The sequence below is a fragment of the Acidovorax sp. GW101-11A03 genome, assembly GCF_059424825.1.
In genome coordinates, this window is the sequence record NZ_JBWKZU010000026.1 from 55,700 (window position 1) to 72,760 (window position 17,061).

20 protein-coding genes and 1 pseudogene are annotated in these 17,061 nt (G+C 61.3%); 12 read left to right on the forward strand and 9 right to left on the reverse strand.

Annotated features, from left to right (window positions below; all coding sequences use genetic code 11):
- The first annotated feature begins 130 nt into the window (after positions 1-130).
- The 3 genes from AC07Z7_RS12815 to AC07Z7_RS12825 are packed head-to-tail and all read left to right on the forward strand — an operon-like array spanning position 131 to position 6,027.
- A complete protein-coding gene (locus tag AC07Z7_RS12815) occupies positions 131-1,333 on the forward strand; it encodes a TolC family protein (protein WP_249368206.1) in 1,203 nt (400 codons plus the stop codon).
- A 12-nt stretch (positions 1,334-1,345) separates the two neighbouring features.
- Positions 1,346-2,881, forward strand: coding sequence for an efflux RND transporter periplasmic adaptor subunit (locus AC07Z7_RS12820; RefSeq protein WP_137748240.1), 1,536 nt, complete (start codon positions 1,346-1,348; stop codon positions 2,879-2,881).
- Entirely contained in the window at positions 2,878-6,027 is a 3,150-nt protein-coding gene (locus tag AC07Z7_RS12825; protein WP_271463217.1) for an efflux RND transporter permease subunit, read from the forward strand. The genes AC07Z7_RS12820 and AC07Z7_RS12825 overlap by 4 nt, the downstream gene beginning before the upstream one ends.
- 176 nt (positions 6,028-6,203) lie before the next feature.
- Here AC07Z7_RS12825 and merR read toward each other — a convergent pair whose 3' ends face one another.
- A complete protein-coding gene (merR, locus tag AC07Z7_RS12830) occupies positions 6,204-6,638 on the reverse strand; it encodes a mercury resistance transcriptional regulator MerR (RefSeq protein ID WP_063459338.1) in 435 nt (144 codons plus the stop codon).
- A 71-nt stretch (positions 6,639-6,709) separates the two neighbouring features.
- On the opposite strand from merR, the gene merT reads away from it, so the two are divergent.
- The 6 genes and pseudogenes from merT to AC07Z7_RS12860 all read left to right on the forward strand — a co-directional run bounded on the left by merT (position 6,710) and on the right by AC07Z7_RS12860 (position 10,128).
- Positions 6,710-7,060 carry a mercuric ion transporter MerT gene (gene merT / locus AC07Z7_RS12835; protein WP_063459339.1) on the forward strand — a complete coding sequence of 117 codons (351 nt, stop codon included), beginning with the start codon at positions 6,710-6,712 and terminating at the stop codon, positions 7,058-7,060.
- A gap of 15 nt (positions 7,061-7,075) precedes the next feature.
- A complete protein-coding gene (gene merP / locus AC07Z7_RS12840) occupies positions 7,076-7,351 on the forward strand; it encodes a mercury resistance system periplasmic binding protein MerP (RefSeq protein WP_063459340.1) in 276 nt (91 codons plus the stop codon).
- 71 nt (positions 7,352-7,422) lie between these two features.
- Entirely contained in the window at positions 7,423-9,108 is a 1,686-nt protein-coding gene (gene merA, locus AC07Z7_RS12845; RefSeq protein WP_063459341.1) for a mercury(II) reductase, read from the forward strand.
- Between the two features lie 19 nt (positions 9,109-9,127).
- Positions 9,128-9,482, forward strand: a pseudogene (gene merD / locus AC07Z7_RS12850) (mercury resistance co-regulator MerD).
- Complete coding sequence (merE, locus tag AC07Z7_RS12855; RefSeq protein WP_063459342.1) at positions 9,479-9,715, forward strand: broad-spectrum mercury transporter MerE; 237 nt, start codon at positions 9,479-9,481, stop codon at positions 9,713-9,715. The pseudogene merD and the gene merE overlap by 4 nt, the downstream one beginning before the upstream one ends.
- Positions 9,712-10,128: an EAL domain-containing protein gene (locus AC07Z7_RS12860; RefSeq protein WP_494766447.1), complete on the forward strand. Its 417-nt coding sequence runs from the start codon at positions 9,712-9,714 to the stop codon at positions 10,126-10,128. Before merE ends, AC07Z7_RS12860 begins: the two co-directional genes overlap by 4 nt.
- 238 nt (positions 10,129-10,366) lie before the next feature.
- Here AC07Z7_RS12860 and AC07Z7_RS12865 read toward each other — a convergent pair whose 3' ends face one another.
- From AC07Z7_RS12865 to AC07Z7_RS12895, 7 genes are all read right to left on the reverse strand, one after another.
- Positions 10,367-10,873, reverse strand: coding sequence for a hypothetical protein (locus AC07Z7_RS12865; protein ID WP_082836290.1), 507 nt, complete (start codon positions 10,871-10,873; stop codon positions 10,367-10,369).
- 18 nt (positions 10,874-10,891) lie between these two features.
- Positions 10,892-11,215: a heavy-metal-associated domain-containing protein gene (locus tag AC07Z7_RS12870; protein ID WP_082836291.1), complete on the reverse strand. Its 324-nt coding sequence runs from the start codon at positions 11,213-11,215 to the stop codon at positions 10,892-10,894.
- Between the two features lie 233 nt (positions 11,216-11,448).
- On the reverse strand, positions 11,449-11,901 hold the full coding sequence (locus tag AC07Z7_RS12875) for a PaaI family thioesterase (protein WP_056419573.1): 453 nt from the start codon (positions 11,899-11,901) through the stop codon (positions 11,449-11,451).
- A gap of 165 nt (positions 11,902-12,066) precedes the next feature.
- A complete protein-coding gene (locus tag AC07Z7_RS12880; RefSeq protein WP_137749012.1) occupies positions 12,067-12,657 on the reverse strand; it encodes an HAD domain-containing protein in 591 nt (196 codons plus the stop codon).
- A 92-nt stretch (positions 12,658-12,749) separates the two neighbouring features.
- On the reverse strand, positions 12,750-12,944 hold the full coding sequence (locus AC07Z7_RS12885; protein ID WP_082836271.1) for an antitoxin Xre/MbcA/ParS toxin-binding domain-containing protein: 195 nt from the start codon (positions 12,942-12,944) through the stop codon (positions 12,750-12,752).
- Between the two features lie 57 nt (positions 12,945-13,001).
- Entirely contained in the window at positions 13,002-13,178 is a 177-nt protein-coding gene (locus AC07Z7_RS12890; RefSeq protein ID WP_158236318.1) for a hypothetical protein, read from the reverse strand.
- Positions 13,179-13,366: 188 nt separating this feature from the next.
- A complete protein-coding gene (locus AC07Z7_RS12895) occupies positions 13,367-13,804 on the reverse strand; it encodes a helix-turn-helix domain-containing protein (RefSeq protein WP_055400384.1) in 438 nt (145 codons plus the stop codon).
- A gap of 180 nt (positions 13,805-13,984) precedes the next feature.
- Between AC07Z7_RS12895 and AC07Z7_RS12900 the strand changes: the two genes are divergently transcribed.
- Positions 13,985-14,422, forward strand: coding sequence for a hypothetical protein (locus AC07Z7_RS12900; protein ID WP_494766448.1), 438 nt, complete (start codon positions 13,985-13,987; stop codon positions 14,420-14,422).
- Here AC07Z7_RS12900 and AC07Z7_RS12905 read toward each other — a convergent pair.
- Positions 14,419-14,721, reverse strand: coding sequence for a helix-turn-helix domain-containing protein (locus tag AC07Z7_RS12905; RefSeq protein WP_137749014.1), 303 nt, complete (start codon positions 14,719-14,721; stop codon positions 14,419-14,421). The two genes, AC07Z7_RS12900 and AC07Z7_RS12905, sit on opposite strands and share 4 nt — an antisense overlap.
- Positions 14,722-14,834: 113 nt before the next feature.
- Here AC07Z7_RS12905 and AC07Z7_RS12910 point away from each other — a divergent pair, with 113 nt between their 5' ends.
- Both AC07Z7_RS12910 and AC07Z7_RS12915 read left to right on the forward strand, forming a co-directional pair.
- On the forward strand, positions 14,835-15,287 hold the full coding sequence (locus tag AC07Z7_RS12910; protein ID WP_099741089.1) for an HAD domain-containing protein: 453 nt from the start codon (positions 14,835-14,837) through the stop codon (positions 15,285-15,287).
- A 169-nt stretch (positions 15,288-15,456) separates the two neighbouring features.
- Positions 15,457-17,061, forward strand: a 1,605-nt coding sequence (locus AC07Z7_RS12915; RefSeq protein WP_494766449.1) for an ABC transporter ATP-binding protein, incomplete at its 3' end; no start/stop codon positions are given.

Sequence of the window (17,061 nt, forward strand, 5' to 3'; positions counted from 1 at the left end):
GACCATCATGCCCATCATCTCCCGTGGCGCTCCCGTCGAGCGCCTCTCTGCGCAATCGCGCATTCATTCCGCAATCCCGCACATCCGTGGGCGCAGCGCCCGCCATCTGCCTCTGGGCGCTTTGTGGTTCATGCTGGCAGGCATCGGCTTTGCAGGAAATCAGGCCCACGCCCTGGGTTTTGCCGAGGCCCTGAACTTGGCAGAGCAGCACAGCCCTCGTATCACTGCCCAGCGGCTGCAAATTGACGCCGCCAGCAGCACCCGAAAATCGGCAGGAACACTGCCGGATCCCAAGCTGTCGGTCGGTATCGAGAACTTCCCCATCAGCGGCATGGACCGCTTCAGCCTCACCCGCGAGTCCATGACCATGCAGCGCCTGGCGCTGATGCAGGAGGTGCCCAACCGCGCCAAACGAGATGCCCAGATTGCCAGTGCCGAGGCCAAGGTGGAACGCGAGCGCGCGGCCCTGGGTGTCCAGCGCCTGCAGATCCGCCAAGAGTTGAGCCAGGCGTGGATCATGGCCCAGGCCATTGAACAGCGCGACCAGGTGCTCACCGATCTCTTGGCTCAGAACCAGCTGCTACAGGACAGCCTTCCAGCCCGCATTGCGGGCGGCACGGCCCAGGCTGCGGACCTGCTGATGGCCAGGCAGGAGGCGCTGGCGCTGTCGGATCGAAGGGATGACCTGCAGCGGGATCGGACCAAAGCCCGCTCCATGCTTCGCCGTTGGGTGGGCGCTCGTGCTGACGAAGTGCTGCAGGGAACTCCCGGGCCGCTGAGCCGCCCTTTGGATCAGCTGCGCTCGGAGGTACACCGCCACGCGGAACTTGCGCAGTACCCGGCCATGCAGGCGATGGCCTTAGCGGAAACGCGCGAAGCCCAGGCAGAAACCAAGGGTGATTGGTCCTGGGAAGTCGCCTACAGCCGCCGCGACCGCCGCTGGGGCGACATGGTGTCCTTCCAGGTGACCTTTGATCTTCCCTGGCAACAGGAGCGGCGCCAGGCACCTCAGATAAAGGCCAAGCAACTGGAGTTGCAGCGTCTGGAAGCTGAGCAGGAAGACGTGACCCACAGGCACCTACAGGAGCTGGAGGACAACGCGTCCGAGCTGACGGCACTGCAGAGCCAGATCGAGCGCCTGCAATCGACAGGCATCGGCCTGGCGCAGGACCGCGCCCAGCTGGCGCTGACCAACTATCAGAGTGCCAAGGGGGATCTGAGTGCCGTGCTCGCAGCGCGGGCCCAAGTGCTGGAGACACGCTGGCGCCTGATTGAGCTGCAGACACAGCGCGACGCATTGATCGCCCGCCTCAACAGCCTGATCGCCGACTGATCGGAGAACAACATGACCAATAACGCTTTCAAGAAAACCGCAGTTGCCTTGGCCCTGCTGGCAGCAGGCATCGCCCTTGGGTGGGGCATTTCTCAGTGGGCAACAAAGGATGGCCATGCACCGGGAGCTGGACCGGCTGCTGCCGAAACAGCAAAGGCCGACCGCAAAGTGCTGTACTGGTACGACCCCATGGTGCCGACGCAAAAGTTCGACAAGCCAGGCAAATCTCCCTATATGGATATGGCTCTGGTCCCCAAGTACGCGGATGAGGATACGCAACCGGGCACGGGTTTGAACGTGTCCTCTCAGGCCGTGCAAGCCCTGGGCCTGCGCACAGCCTTGGTGGAGCAGCGTGAGATTGGCACAGACGTGGACGTTTTGGGCACCGTTCAGCTCAACGACCGGGATGTGAGCATCGTCCAGGCCCGTTCGTCGGGGTTCGTGGAGCGGGTCTATGCGCGCGCTCCGGGCGACGTGGTGGCCGCAGGCGCGCCATTGGCCGATCTGCTGCTGCCCGATTGGGTGTCTGCGCAGCGCGAGTTCCTCGCTGTCCGGGCGCTTAAGGACGAATCGCTGACGGCAGCAGCGCGCCAGCGGCTGTTGTTGCTGGGAATGCCAGCATCGCTCGTGGCCCAGGTGGAACGCAGTGGAGAACCCCAGGGCCGATACACCGTGACCTTCCCACAGGCAGGAATGGTGGCCGAACTGATGGTGCGCCAGGGCATGACAGTATCTGTAGGTGCCAGTCTGGTGCGGGTGAATGGCCTGTCCACCGTCTGGATCGAAGCAGCGGTTCCAGAGGCACAGAGCGGCCCTCTACAACTGGGGCAGGATGCCCAGGTGCGCCTGGCAGCATTTCCCGGAGAGACCCTCAAAGCCCGGGTCGTCAGCATCTTGCCCGAGGCCAACCGAGACACTCGCACAGTGCGTGTACGCCTGGAGCTGCCCAACACCGCCCAGCGACTGAAAGCCGGTATGTCCGGGCAGATTGCCCTGGCGGGACGCACGCAGCCCGCGTTGCTGGTTCCCAGCGAAGCCGTGATCCGTACTGGCAAGCGGGCGGTGGTTTATGTGGTGGAAGGTCCTGGCAGGTACCAACCCGTGCAGGTGCAACTTGGCCCAGAGATTGAGGATCGCCTCGTCGTGCAAGGCGGGTTGACCGCAGGGCAGCAGGTGGTGGCCTCCGCGCAATTCCTGATCGACTCGGAAGCCAGCCTGCGGGGGGTACTGCCGACCCTGTCTGGAGCCGGTGGCGCCGAAGCCGCTGCCAAGACTGGTGCTTCGGCCCCTGTCGTGCCTGGGGCTTCCGCTGCGCCAGTGCCGAAGAGCTTCACGGTGCGGGGGGTGGTTGACGAGGTGACACAGACCGAACTGACGCTCACACATGAGGCTGTCCCCGAGCTGAAATGGCCCGGAATGACCATGCCCTTCAAATTGGCCAACCCCGCGCTGGCAAAGAACCTCAAGCCTGAACAGCAGGTACGTTTCACCTTCCAGCAACAAGGCAAGGACTTCGTGATCACCGCCGTGGAAGGAGTCAAGCCATGATCGCCCGATTGATACGCTGGTCGGTGGCGAACCGGTTCCTGGTTCTGCTGGCCACCGTGATGCTCACAGCCTGGGGCGTGTGGGGCGTGCGCAGCACCCCCGTGGATGCGCTGCCCGATCTCTCGGACGTGCAGGTCATCATCCGCACCAGTTACCCGGGCCAGGCGCCGCAGATCGTCGAGAACCAGGTGACCTACCCGCTGGCGACCACCATGCTGTCGGTGCCGGGCGCGAAGACGGTGCGGGGCTTCTCGTTCTTTGGCGACTCGTTCGTCTACATCCTGTTCGAGGACGGCACGGACCTGTACTGGGCGCGTTCCCGGGTGCTGGAGTACATGAATCAGGTGCAGGGACGACTACCCGCTACGGCCAAGTCGTCGTTGGGCCCAGATGCCACCGGGGTCGGCTGGATCTTCCAGTACGCCCTGGTAGATCGCACTGGCAAAAACGACCTGGCCCAGCTTCGCGCCTTGCAGGACTGGTTCCTGAAGTTCGAACTCAAGAGCCTGCCCAACGTCGCAGAAGTGGCATCGGTCGGTGGCATGGTCAAGCAGTACCAAGTTGTGCTCGACCCCATCAAGCTTGCGTCCCAAGGCCTCACTCAGGGACAGGTGCGCGAGGCCATCATGAATGCCAACCAGGAAACGGGTGGATCGGTGCTGGAACTGTCCGGCGCCGAGTACATGGTGCGCGCCAGCGGCTACCTCAAGACGCTGGACGACTTCCGCGCCATCCCGCTGGTGTCGCGCGCAGGGGTGCCCGTGCGCCTGGGGGATGTCGCCACCGTTCAGATCGGGCCGGAAATGCGGCGTGGCATCGCTGAACTCGACGGTGAAGGCGAAGTGGCTGGTGGCGTGGTCGTGCTGCGATCGGGCAAGAATGCCCAGGAAACCATCAAAGCCGTCAAGGCCAAGCTCAGTGAGCTGCAAAGCAGTCTGCCCCCGGGCGTGGAGATCGTCACCACCTACGACCGCAGCGCGCTCATCGAGCGGGCGATCCAGAACCTCACCACCAAACTCGTAGAGGAGTTCATCGTGGTGGCGGTGGTCTGTGTCTTGTTCCTCTGGCATCTGCGATCCGCGCTGGTTGCCATCATTTCTCTTCCGCTGGGGATCATGGCGGCGTTTCTGGTGATGCGTTACCAGGGCATCAACGCCAACATCATGTCCTTGGGCGGGATTGCTATTGCTGTGGGCGCCATGGTGGATGCAGCGGTGGTGATGATCGAGAACGCCCACAAGAAGCTGGAGGCCTGGCAGCACAAGCATCCCGACCAGCAGTTGGTCGGTGAAGAGCGCTGGAAAGTGATCACCGAAGCAGCCGAGGAAGTTGGGCCCGCGCTTTTCTTCTCGCTGCTCATCATCACGTTGTCCTTTGTGCCCGTTTTTACGCTGGAAGCACAGGAAGGCCGCTTGTTTGGACCGCTGGCGTTCACGAAGACCTACGCGATGGCCGCAGCTGCGGCCCTCTCGGTCACGCTGATTCCGGTCCTCATGGGCTACTGGATCCGGGGGCGTATCCCTGACGAGCAGAAAAACCCCATCACGCGTGCGCTGATCGCCGTGTACCGACCTTGCCTGGAATGGGTGCTGCACCGTCCCAAATCCACCCTGGTCATCGCCGTGCTGGCGCTGGCGACCACGATGTGGCCGCTCTCCCGGCTAGGCGGCGAATTCCTGCCCAGACTGGACGAAGGCGACCTGCTGTATATGCCTTCGGCGCTCCCGGGTCTTTCGGCACAGCGGGCAACCGAACTGCTGCAACTGAGCAACCGCATGATCAAGACGGTTCCCGAGGTTGAGCGCGTCTTCGGCAAGGCTGGCAGAGCGGAGACCGCCACCGATCCAGCGCCTCTGGAAATGTTCGAGACCACGGTAAAGCTCAAGCCCAGAGACCAATGGCGTCCAGGAATGACGCCCGAGGGTCTGATCGAGGAGTTGGACAAGGCCGTCAAGATCCCCGGCCTGTCCAACATCTGGATTCCGCCGATTCGCAACCGGATCGACATGCTCGCGACGGGCATCAAGAGTCCCATCGGGGTCAAGGTGACCGGCAACGACCTGAAGGTGATCGACGGGATCGCTGCCCAAGTCGAGCAGGTCGCCAAGGGCATTCCGGGAGTGACTTCGTCGTTGGCAGAGCGCCTGACGGGGGGGCGCTACGTCGATGTCCGCATCGACCGCACGGCCGCAGGGCGCTATGGGCTGAACGTGAGCGAAATCCAGGCTGTCGTTTCCGGGGCCATCGGTGGTGAAAACGTCTCTGAAACAGTCGAAGGCTTGGCCCGCTTCCCCATCAACCTGCGCTATCCGCGTGAGTGGAGAGACTCGCCCGAACGCTTGGCCCAATTGCCCATCTTCACCCCCATGGGGCAGCAGATCACGCTGGGCACGGTGGCCAGCATCGCCATCACCGATGGGCCACCCATGCTCAAGAGCGAGAACGCCCGCCCATCAGGCTGGGTGTATGTCGATGTGCGGGGGCGCGATCTGGCATCGGTGGCCAATGACCTGCGCGATGCGGTGAGCCGCCAGATCAAGCTGGAGCCCGGGGTCAGCATCACGTACTCAGGCCAGTTCGAGTACCTGGAGCGGGCCAATGCCCGCCTGAAAGTAGTGGTGCCTGCCACCTTGCTGATCATCTTCGTGCTGTTGTACTTGACCTTCTCGCGCATGGGCGAGGCGGGACTGATCATGGCGACACTGCCATTTGCGCTCACTGGGGGCATCTGGTTCCTGTACCTGATGAACTACAACCTGTCCATCGCCACCGGTGTGGGCTTCATCGCTCTGGCGGGGGTCGCGGCAGAGTTCGGGGTGGTCATGCTCATCTACCTCAAGCAGGCACTCGCAGAGAGATGTCCAGACGGCAGGCAGCCCACGCTGGAAGAGCTGCTGGATGCGATCCGGGAAGGTGCTGTGCTGCGCGTGCGCCCCAAGGCCATGACCGTGGCTGTCATCCTAGCGGGCCTGGTGCCCATCGTGTGGAGCAGCGGGACAGGCTCGGAGGTCATGAGCCGCATCGCGGCCCCCATGCTGGGCGGTATGGTGACAGCGCCGCTGCTGTCCTTGTTTGTGATTCCTGCGGCCTATGTGCTGATGAGAAAGCCGAGAAAACGCGATCAGCCTGACACTGAGGCTTCGTGAGGCAGGCTTAGGGCGGCCCCCTTAGGGGCGTCGAGTTTGCTGATCGAGAGGCTGCGTGGCTGTCATTTTCAAAAGACAACAGCACGAAATATCAAAAGTCGGCCGCACGGTCTTTTCTGACGTTGAAGCACCTCAGAAAACGGAAAATAAAGCACGCTAAGGCGTAGCTCCCTCGGCTACACCGCGTTGGCACTGCGCGGTTCTTTCTCCCCTTGCAGCGCAGCAATCAGCGGACATGAAACGTTCCCTTGCCGCGCATGACAGGCGCACACCAGTTCAGACAGCACGCTTTCCATGCGAGCCAAGTCGGCCATCTTCTCGCGCACATCCTGAAGTTTGTGCTCGGCCAGGCTGCTGGCTTCCTCGCAGTGGGTGCCGTCATCCAGCCGTAGCAGCTCGGCGACCTCGTCCAAGCTGAAGCCCAGCCGCTGGGCTGATTTCACGAAGCGCACCCGCGTTACATCCGCCTCGCCATAGCGGCGGATGCTGCCATAGGGCTTGTCCGGCTCCAGCAACAAGCCCTTGCGCTGATAGAAGCGGATGGTCTCCACGTTGACCCCGGCCGCCTTGGCGAAAAGGCCGATGGTCAGATCCTTCAAATTGTTCTCCATATTGCTTGACTCCGTACATTGGTACGGAAGTAAGCTTAAGCTATCCAATTCAGATTCGAAAGGACAAGCGTATGCCTGAACCTCAAAACGGGCGCGGCGCCCTCTTCACTGGAGGGCTGGCCGCCATCCTCGCCTCGGCTTGCTGCCTCGGGCCGCTGGTTCTGATCGCCTTGGGGTTCAGCGGCGCTTGGATCGGCAACTTGACGGTGTTGGAACCCTATCGCCCCATCTTTATCGGCGTGGCGCTGGTGGCGCTTTTCTTCGCCTGGCGGCGCATCTACCGCCCGGCGCAAGCCTGCAAACTGGGTGAGGTCTGCGCGATTCCCCAAGTGCGCGCTACTTACAAGCTCATTTTCTGGGTCGTGGCCGCGCTGGTTCTGGTCGCGCTCGGATTTCCCTACGTCATGCCATTTTTCTATTAATCACAGGAGTTCACTATGAAAAAACTGTTTGCCTCCCTCGCCCTCGTTGCCGTTGTTGCCCCCGTGTGGGCCGCCACCCAGACCGTCACGCTGTCCGTACCGGGCATGACTTGCTCCGCTTGCCCGATCACCGTCAAGAAGGCGATTTCCAAGGTCGAAGGCGTCAGCAAAGTTGATGTGACCTTCGAGACGCGCGAAGCCGTCGTCACCTTCGATGATGCCAAGACCAGCGTGCAGAAGCTGACCAAGGCCACCGGGGACGCGGGCTATCCGTCCAGCGTCAAGCAGTGAGTCACTGAAAACGGCACCGCAGCACATTTGACGTCATTGCCTGGCGCCACAAACGATAAAGGATCTGTTGCATGACCCATCTAAAAATCACCGGCATGACCTGCGACTCGTGCGCGGCGCACGTCAAGGAAGCGCTGGAAAAAGTGCCCGGCGTGCAGTCGGCGCTGGTGTCCTATCCGAAGGGCACAGCGCAACTCGCCACCGAGGCGGGCACGTCACCGGATGCGCTGACTGCCGCCGTGGTCGGACTGGGCTACAAAGCAACGCTCGCCGATGCGCCACCGACGGACAACTGCACCGGGCTGCTCGACAAGGTGAGCGGCTGGATGGGGGCCGCTGATGAGCGCAGTGACGGTGAACACCAGTTGCAGATCGCGGTGATCGGCAGCGGTGGAGCCGCGATGGCCGCGGCGCTGAAGGCCGTCGAGCAAGGCGCGCACGTCACGCTGATCGAGCGCGGCACCATCGGCGGCACCTGCGTCAATATCGGTTGTGTGCCGTCCAAGATCATGATCCGCGCCGCTCACATCGCCCATTTACGCCGGGAAAGCCCATTCGACGGCGGTATCACCGCGACTGTGCCTGCGATTGATCGCAGCAAACTACTGGCCCAGCAGCAGGCCCTCGTCGATGAACTCCGCCATGCCAAGTACGAAGGCATCCTGGACAGCAATTCAGCCATCACCGTTCTGCATGGTGAAGCTCGTTTCAAGGACGACCAGAGCGTTGTCGTCCGTTTGAACGAGGGTGGTGAGCGCGTCGTGATGTTCGACCGCTGCCTGGTCGCCACGGGTGCCAGTCCGGCCGTGCCGCCGATTCCGGGCCTGAAAGAGTCACCGTACTGGACGTCGACCGAGGCGCTGGTCAGCGAGACCGTTCCCGAACGCCTGGCCGTGATCGGCTCGTCGGTGGTGGCGCTGGAACTGGCGCAAGCCTTTGCCCGGCTGGGCAGCCAGGTCACGATCCTGGCGCGCAGAACGCTGTTCTTCCGCGAAGACCCGGCCATCGGCGAGGCCGTTACCGACGCTTTCCGTGCCGAAGGGATCACGGTGTTGGAACACACGCAAGCCAGCCAGGTCGCGCATGTGAACCGCGAATTCGTGCTGACCACGGGGCACGGTGAAATACGCGCCGACAAGCTGCTGGTCGCTACCGGACGGACACCGAACACGCGCAGCCTGGCACTGGACGCGGCGGGGGTCACCGTCAATGCGCAAGGGGCCATCGTCATCGACAAGGGCATGCGCACCAGCACGCCGCACATTTATGCGGCTGGCGACTGCGCTGACCAGCCGCAGTTCGTCTATGTGGCGGCAGCGGCCGGCACCCGTGCCGCGATCAACATGACGGGCGGAGATGCGGCCCTCGACTTGACCGCGATGCCGGCCGTGGTGTTCACCGATCCGCAAGTGGCGACCGTGGGCTACAGCGAAGCGGAAGCGCATCACGACGGGATCGAGACCGACAGTCGCACCCTGACCTTGGACAACGTGCCGCGTGCGCTTGCCAATTTCGACACACGCGGCTTTATCAAGCTGGTCATTGAGGAAGGTAGCGGAAGGCTCATCGGTGTGCAGGCGGTGGCCCCGGAAGCAGGCGAACTGATCCAGACGGCTGTTCTCGCAATTCGCAACCGCATGACGGTGCAGGAACTGGCCGACCAGTTGTTCCCCTACCTGACGATGGTCGAGGGCTTGAAGCTCGCGGCGCAGACGTTCAGCAAGGACGTGAAGCAGCTTTCCTGCTGCGCCGGATGAGGGAAAAAGGAGGTGTTCAATGAACGCCTACACAGTGTCCCGGCTGGCCCTTGATGCCGGGGTGAGCGTGCATATCGTGCGCGACTACCTGCTGCGCGGACTGCTGCGGCCGGTGGCGTGCACCCCAGGCGTTCGATGACGCCGCCTTGCAACGCCTGTGCTTCGTGCGGGCCGCCTTCGAGGCGGGCATTAGCCTGGACGCACTGACGCGGCTGTATCGGGCGCTGGATGCTGCGGACGCCAACGAAGCGGCCACGCAGCTTGCCGTGCTGCGCCAGTTCGTCGAACGTCGGCGCGAAGCGCTGGCCGATCTGGAAGTGCAGTTGGCCACCCTGCCGACCGAGCCGGCCCAGCACGCGGAGAGTCTGCCATGAACAGCCCCGAGCGCTTGCCGACCGAGACACACAAGCCGTTCACCGGCTACCTGTGGGGCACGCTGGCCGTGCTCACCTGTCCCTGCCATTTGCCGATTCTCGCCATTGTGCTCGCGGGAACAACGGCCGGCGCGTTCATCGGGGAGTATTGGGGTATTGCAGCCCTCACGCTGACCGGTTTGTTTGTCCTGTCTGTGACGCGGCTGCTGCGGGCCTTCAGGGGGCGATCATGAGCGCTTCCCAACCCATTGAATGGACGGTGGCGCAACTGGCGCTGGCGCTGGCGCTGGCGCTGGCGGTTGCGGTTGCGGTTGCGGTTGCGGGCGGTCAGCTTGATCTGCACTACCAGCCGATTGTCGATTTGCGTAGTGACCAGATTGTCGGCGCGGAAGCCCTGTTGCGCTGGCGTCACCCGATGCTCGGACTGTTGCCGCCGGGCCAGTTCCTGCCCGTGACCGAATCGTCTGGCCTGATGCATGAAATCGGTGCTTGGGTGCTGGGCGCAGCCTGCCGTCAGATGCGCGACTGGCAGGCGCTGGCATGGCAACCGTTCCGGCTGGCCGTCAATGTTTCGGCGAGCCAGGTGGGGTCTGACTTCGACGGGTGGGTACCAGGTCAGCGGCGCCCCCCCTGTCGCTATCGCTGAAAACTGAAGATCCGATAAGAGCACCGTCGCCGCCATCAATGGCACCCAATTGAGCTATCGATCAAGCATGGATGCAAAGGAACCGAACACATTCCCACTTCTGAAATGCGTAGTGCTTGCGGGCGGCAGTAACGGGCTCAGGGGGAACGCGCCTTGCGCTGGTCGATTCAGGAAGGTGGTTTACAGAATCTCAATGAGATTTTGTGGCGAGCGCCCCTCAGGACGCTCGCGGGGGAGGCTACCTGGATGGCATGGCCGCCTGGCGGTCCACCATCATTTGCATCATTTGTTCCATCATGGCCATGCGGCGCTCCATTTGAGCGTGCATGCCCATCATGCCGCCTCCCATGCCCGAGTTTCCAGATGCTGCAGGTGCGGCAGGTTTGGCCTGCGCCCCTTGCTGCATCATCCCCATACCCATGCCACCAGAATTACCTGCACCCATCATGGTCATACCGGACTGCATGAGCTTCATGTGTTCATCCATCAGCGCAGAACGTTCGGCGGGAGTCTTGGCCGCCTGCATTTTTTTGTGCATTTCCTGCATCGCCGTCATCTGACGATCAAAGGCGTCCGGTGTCGGCGGGGTGGTAGCTGCCGGGGCAGACTGGGTGGTTACGCCACCGCTCTGCGCATCACCGGGGTGGTGGCCTGCGTGTTCGTCCGCAGGTTTTGGAGATTGCGCGACGGCACAGCCCGCCACGAAAAGGGTTGTCAACAGCCCAGCGACGATATTCAGACGCATGATGGTCTCCTTGTTGGTTCAACTGCAGCATGACGACGTACGGTTCGCAGCACCTTGATTCACATCAACAGAGGTTGTGGACCGAGACGAACAGCAGCAGCCACCGGTTGTTCGGCGCGATGAAGTCGCCACCACGGCGTCTGCTTTGTATCCGGCACGCTCAATTGCAGAGCGAACAAGCTCTACAGTGTCGTCTTCGGCTTGCCCAGGAACGCGGACCTGCCGCGCGGCCACATCGATTTCTACTTCGACGCCTGCTGGCAGTTGGGCCTGAGCTATTGCTCGACGAATACGCTGAGCACAACCGCCGCACGTCATATCAAGAACATTGAAATGGACCATGTGAGCCTCCTTTGGTTGATTCACGTTTTGACTATGAACCTTGCCACGGTGGGAAGGTCAAGGCCTCACGGAATTCAATCGGCATATAAGCTCGGAAAGCAGCAAACGAGCCCATTGCTGGTGGTGTCTCTACGAGTTAGAACGCTCGCGCCTTGGGTGAACGACCGTCGAAAATCTCCATCTCAGCCGAGGGGAAGGACACCTTTGGCGCCTTGCGCATTCCCGCCGCGTGCCTAGCGCGCAGGCGCCACCATAGCGGTGGCAATTGCCAAATGTTGGGCTGGCCCTGTACCTGCCTGAGAGAGAAAGCCCTCGGCGAACGAGAAGTTTTTAGCAGATCGAACCACATGCGCTTGGAATGCAAGCGACTCGTTGACAAGTGCAAGGGACAAAAATTTGACCGACAACTCCAGAGTGACGACGACCTTGGAATCGTAGTGACCCAAACCGGCAAGCACGAAGGCTGCATCAAAACCTGCGGCGATAACACCGCCATTGATTGCGGAGGTTCCTCCACCTCCCTGAAGGCCAGATTCGATTTTGGTGAAATTGATGATCGCCAAGCCTGGCTCTTTGAACGCCCCCCTAAACCCAAACCAAGCAATTTCTTTCCTGGCGTTGAATTGAGCCAATTGCTCTTCGCGCTGAGTGGAGACTAGGCGAAACGGGATGGTCGGACTATGCATGGGAAAGCAACGGTGCGTTTACCGTCCAAATGTACATTGAGGGCTCGTCCAAATGTACATTCAGGATGCGTCCAACCTTGCATCCAAGACACTTGCGGCAGGGGATTTCTCGAATGAAGGTTCGATAGTTAGACCGTTTTTAAGTCCACCGTGCCCCGCGAGCTGCTATGGGGTTCTGGCCGACAAGGCGACATGACAGCTGCGCAGTTTCTCCCTCAGTTCGTGTTGTACCTCGGGGTTTGACAAGCCCGTAGTTCCCTCGCATGCGATCAGGTTTTGCCGACAGGAGTCAGGCCAATCTTCCAGATCATCATCGAGTGCTATCCACTGATGGGGTTTTCTGCGCTGAGCGTCTTCTTGAACTTGCACGCCCCGGGGTGTGGTGCGGAACATGGACAGGTTCCATGGGTCCACGCCATGCACACGTCTGTGGTAGGTCCCGCCAATAAACCGAGCACGCAAGGACGCCGGAAGGCGCTTAAGGGTTGCGCTGTACCCTGGGCGGATGCACCAGGTGCTACTCAGTACCAGGGCGACTGCCGGGTGGGGTTGGAGCACCGACTCCAGGAATGGAACCCATTCGAACAGCGAATGTCCTGCAGCCTCATACGGGCTCATGTAGATGCCCTTGCGTGGATGCCAGAGCACTTTTTCATGGTGAACAACGCCATCGAGATCGAGGTACAGGACGACGTCCGCGCTGCGTGGAGTGGACGCAGGGAGATATGGGGAAATTTGGCCAGAGGACAGAGCCATATGTTGGGACTGGACTGTGCTTGGTGGGGATATAGTCAAGGAGGACGGCGGGGCCAGAGCGGACTCAGAACTTGCCAGCCACGTGCGTATTCCTACGAGAACGCACCAGACTGGACACGCATGAGCAAGCTCCGCACCACCTCAAGGCCGCCGGGCTCTTTGAGCACATCGAGAGGCCTTCGATCACCCAACGCTGGGACCACCCCCACGAGCCAGTGATTAAGCCAGGTCTGTGCGTCGAAACCAGTTGGGTCACCAGACTCATCAACCATGCGCCGCACAAGCATAGTGAGAATAGCGATGTGGTCTTCTAGGGCGATGGGGGCAGAATTCGTGTCCACAAGTTACCGATCAGTCCCGTTAACAATGGCACAGCGGCGTCGCCTGAGTGTCGGATCTTTGGTTGCATCGCCCGAGCGCGCATATTCCCTTGCGGTGATGACAGGAAGAGCGTGCTTGACCTTGATTGTGATGACGCGCTTCGCCTTGCGGGCAGCCTGACCTGTGCGGTGCAATTCCATGGCGCGGTGATCTCTCAAGAGCTGTCGCGAGCTTCGGAGAGAGATTTCATCAAAGTACCTCTCAGAAAAACGTCGCCCCCGGGGGCATGCTTTCGCAGAGGTCGCACCGGGGGCTTGCTTTGCGCTAATGATAGCAACGAAGTTCAAACTCATCGCGGGGTTGTATCGGTAGGAGAACCAGCGCTGACTCACCAAAGGCCACGCTTGCTCACTTTTACCAGCGCACTCGTAAGGGCCATCAGCGTCTCTGCATCTGTCAGCACCTCCGCCCCCTTCAACGTGGACGGCAACGCAATTCCAGCGATCTCTTGAGTACGGTTGAGCACCTGCTCCACCAAACTGGTTCGGGGAACAAACATGTAGTGCACTTCACAGTCCAGGCCATGAGCCAAACGTGCAAGCGTATTCAGCGTGATAGTGCCGTTGGCCTCGGCCTGCTCCAGTTTGCGGACTCCCTGCGCCGTCATGCCCAAGCGCTCACCTAGCGCTTTGGAACTCATGCCCAAGGCCAATCTCACCGTCTTTGCCCAGCCACACCTGGGCGTGGCATTCCGCTGCAGCTTCGCGAAATCGCAAAACTGCCGATCAAGTTCGGCCAAGCGGGTGAGATCCAGGCGGTTTTTCAAGGGGGCAAACGCATGAGGCAACAGACTGGTTGCCTCTTTAAGCAGATCTGGGCAACCGGTTTATTTCCATTGGGAGACGGGCACACTTGGAAAACAAAAATGGCATTCCATTCAGCTATCTTCGCACGCCACGGCCCCAAACGGGACCAATTAGTCTCATATTAACTTGAATGAAGAATGATGCTGCGTTTGGAAAAAGCGACCCTAGGAAAATTTGGAGCACAGGACATGTTGCGCCTGATCACGTCACGGGGTTGGGAAGCCATCCTGCCGGATGCGCTGGATGACAACCACCTATTGTTGATGTCAGACCAACTCCGAGACCTTCTGTCTGGCTCGGATTGGAGCGGGGATCACGATCCCGCTAGTGCAGCCTTACCGCTCGCCCTGTTGCTTCTGACCAAGGCGGGAGCCAAACGTTCAGGCGACAGCATGGAAGTGGGCCTCGAAACTCTGCAAGAAGCACTGTGCTTGCTCAGCACTGCTGTGGATCGGGAGATCGTCAATCGAATGCTGCACCGCCAAGATGCCACACCCATTGGCACCGGTCTGATACAAGGGCTTCAAATGCTGGTTCAGTATGCCAAGGAACAGGCCGAATCGGAATGCCAAGCCTAGTCTGAAATGATGCCCTTGAAGTCCGCTTTGACGGTCCTGAGGAGTTCATTGACCAAGTTCGTGTCCAGGGCTGGGCAGTACGCGGTAGCAATCAAGGTCAAAGGGTGGATCTGCATCTGCTCGGCCAATACCTCGATGGTGCGGATACTGGGCACTTGATGTCCCTGCTCGATGCGACTGATGTGTCGGCGGCTCGTTGCCAGCAACATGTCTTCCTGAACCAAGCCGCGTGCCGCGCGCAATTGCTGCAGCGCCCGACCAAAGTCGGCTTGGGGTGGAACACGCTTTCGGGAAGACATCCACCCGATTTCCGTCCAATGAGACTAAAAAGACCACGACCAAATAGTCTCATAGGCTCGCTAACTCGAAAAAATATTCAGCCCTATTGGAAATCTGTTTCTGAAGTCGCGCTGTGCCCATACTCTTTCTGGATTTTGATGGGGTCCTGCACCCAGAGCACTGCCACGAGTCGAGGCACTTCTGTTGCCTATCGATCTTGGAAGATGCGTTACGACAGGTGCCCGAGTGCCAGATCGTGATCACCAGCACCTGGCGCCTGGAACAGGCCTATGAGGATCTATTGGAAAGGTTCTCTCCGGACATTGCCGCCATGATCGAAGGCGTTACCCCCAGATATTGCGATCTAACGAACGTCCCGAATACGCTGGTGGGGTACGAACGGGAGGCCGAGTGCCATGCCTGGCTTTGGGCCAACGATGTGCCACATCGCAGATGGGTGGCGGTGGATGATCGATCGTGGCTCTATCGGCCGTTCTGCAAGTCGTTGTTTTTGGTCGATGGGCGAACGGGACTCACGCAGGCCACCGGTTCACAACTGACAGCTCGTCTTCAAACCACACTTTGAAAAGACTGCCAGGAGGGCAGACCACCTGACCTCAGAAAACACTAATCTAGGGTTAACCCGAGCGTCCTAACCGGGTAATCTGCACCGAAAGTGAGATCACCCCAAGTCGCTGCTGACACACCCTGGTCCTGCGGCTCCTCTACCATCGGGTAACAAGGAGCCTTGCTACGTGTTCAAGTATTTCGAAAGCCGCCTGCCCCCCTATCCCCCCGCCGAACCCCATCTGCCGCCCAAGGACTTCATGGCCTTTGTGTGGGACTGCACCCGTGGCCTGCGCGGCTATGTGGTGGCCATGGCGGCGCTGTCTGCGGCCATTGCCGTGTTCGAGGCCCTGCTGTTCGCCGTGCTGGGCCATGTGGTGGACTGGTTGTCCACCGTGGCGCCGCACAGCCTGTGGACTGAGCGCCAGGGCTCCATCCTGGGCATCGTGGCACTGCTGCTGGGCACGCTGGTGCTGGTGGCCTGGCAGACCAGCCTCAAGCACCAGGTGCTGGCCATCAACTTCCCGCTGCGCCTGCGCTGGAACTTTCACCGCCTGATGCTGGGCCAGAGCATGGCGTTCTACGCCGACGAGTTCGCGGGCCGCATCACCACCAAGATCATGCAGACCGCGCTGGCCGTGCGCGACATGATCTTCACCACCACCGATGTGGTAATCGGGATGGGCATCTACCTCGTCACCATCCTCGTGCTGCTCGCGGGCTTCGATGCGCGGCTGATCGTGCCGTTTGCGCTCTGGATCGTGGCCTATGGGCTGGCCTGCTGGTACTTTGTGCCGCGCCTGGGCAAGGTGGGCAAGGCGCAGGCCGACGCGCGCTCGGTGATGACCGGGCGCATCACCGACGCTTATACCAACATTGCCACCGTCAAGCTGTTCTCGCACACGCGGCGCGAGTCCGAGTTTGCGCGGGCGGCCATGGATGCCTTCAAGCTCACGGGCTATGCGCAGATGCGGCTGGTGAGCCTCTTCGAGATCGTGAACCAGGCACTGGTGGTGGCGATGATCCTGGGCGCCTGCGGCACGGCGCTGTGGCTGTGGTCGCTGGGCGAGGTGGGCGCGGGCGCCGTGGCCGCCGTCATCGCCATGACGCTGCGCGTGTCGGGCCACGCCCACTGGGTGATGTGGGAGATGACCACGCTGTTCGAGAGCGTAGGCACCATCCAGGACGGCATCAACACGCTGACCAAACCCCGCACCGTGGTGGATGCGCCCGATGCGCAGCCGCTGCAAGTCACGCGGGGCGAAGTGCGCTTCGAGAACGTGAGCTTTGCCTACGAGAACCAGGGAGCTGCCTCCGGCAAAGGCCGCCCGGTCATCGATGCGCTGCAGCTCACCATCCGCCCAGACGAGAAGATCGGCCTGATCGGCCGCTCAGGCGCAGGCAAATCCACCCTGGTGAACCTGCTGCTGCGCTTTCACGACGTACACGCGGGCCGCGTGCTCATCGACGGGCAGGACATTGCCCATGTCACGCAGGACAGCCTGCGCCGCAACATCGGCATGGTCACGCAAGACACGTCGCTGCTGCACCGCTCCATGCGCGACAACATCCTCTATGGCCGCCCGGATGCCACGGAAGAGGACATGCACGCTGCAGCCCGCCGCGCCGAGGCCGCCGAGTTCATCGAAACGCTAAGCGACCTGCACGGCCGCACCGGCTACGACGCCCAGGTGGGCGAGCGCGGCGTGAAGCTCTCGGGCGGCCAGCGCCAGCGCGTGGCCATTGCGCGCGTGATGCTGAAAGACGCGCCCATCCTGCTACTGGACGAAGCC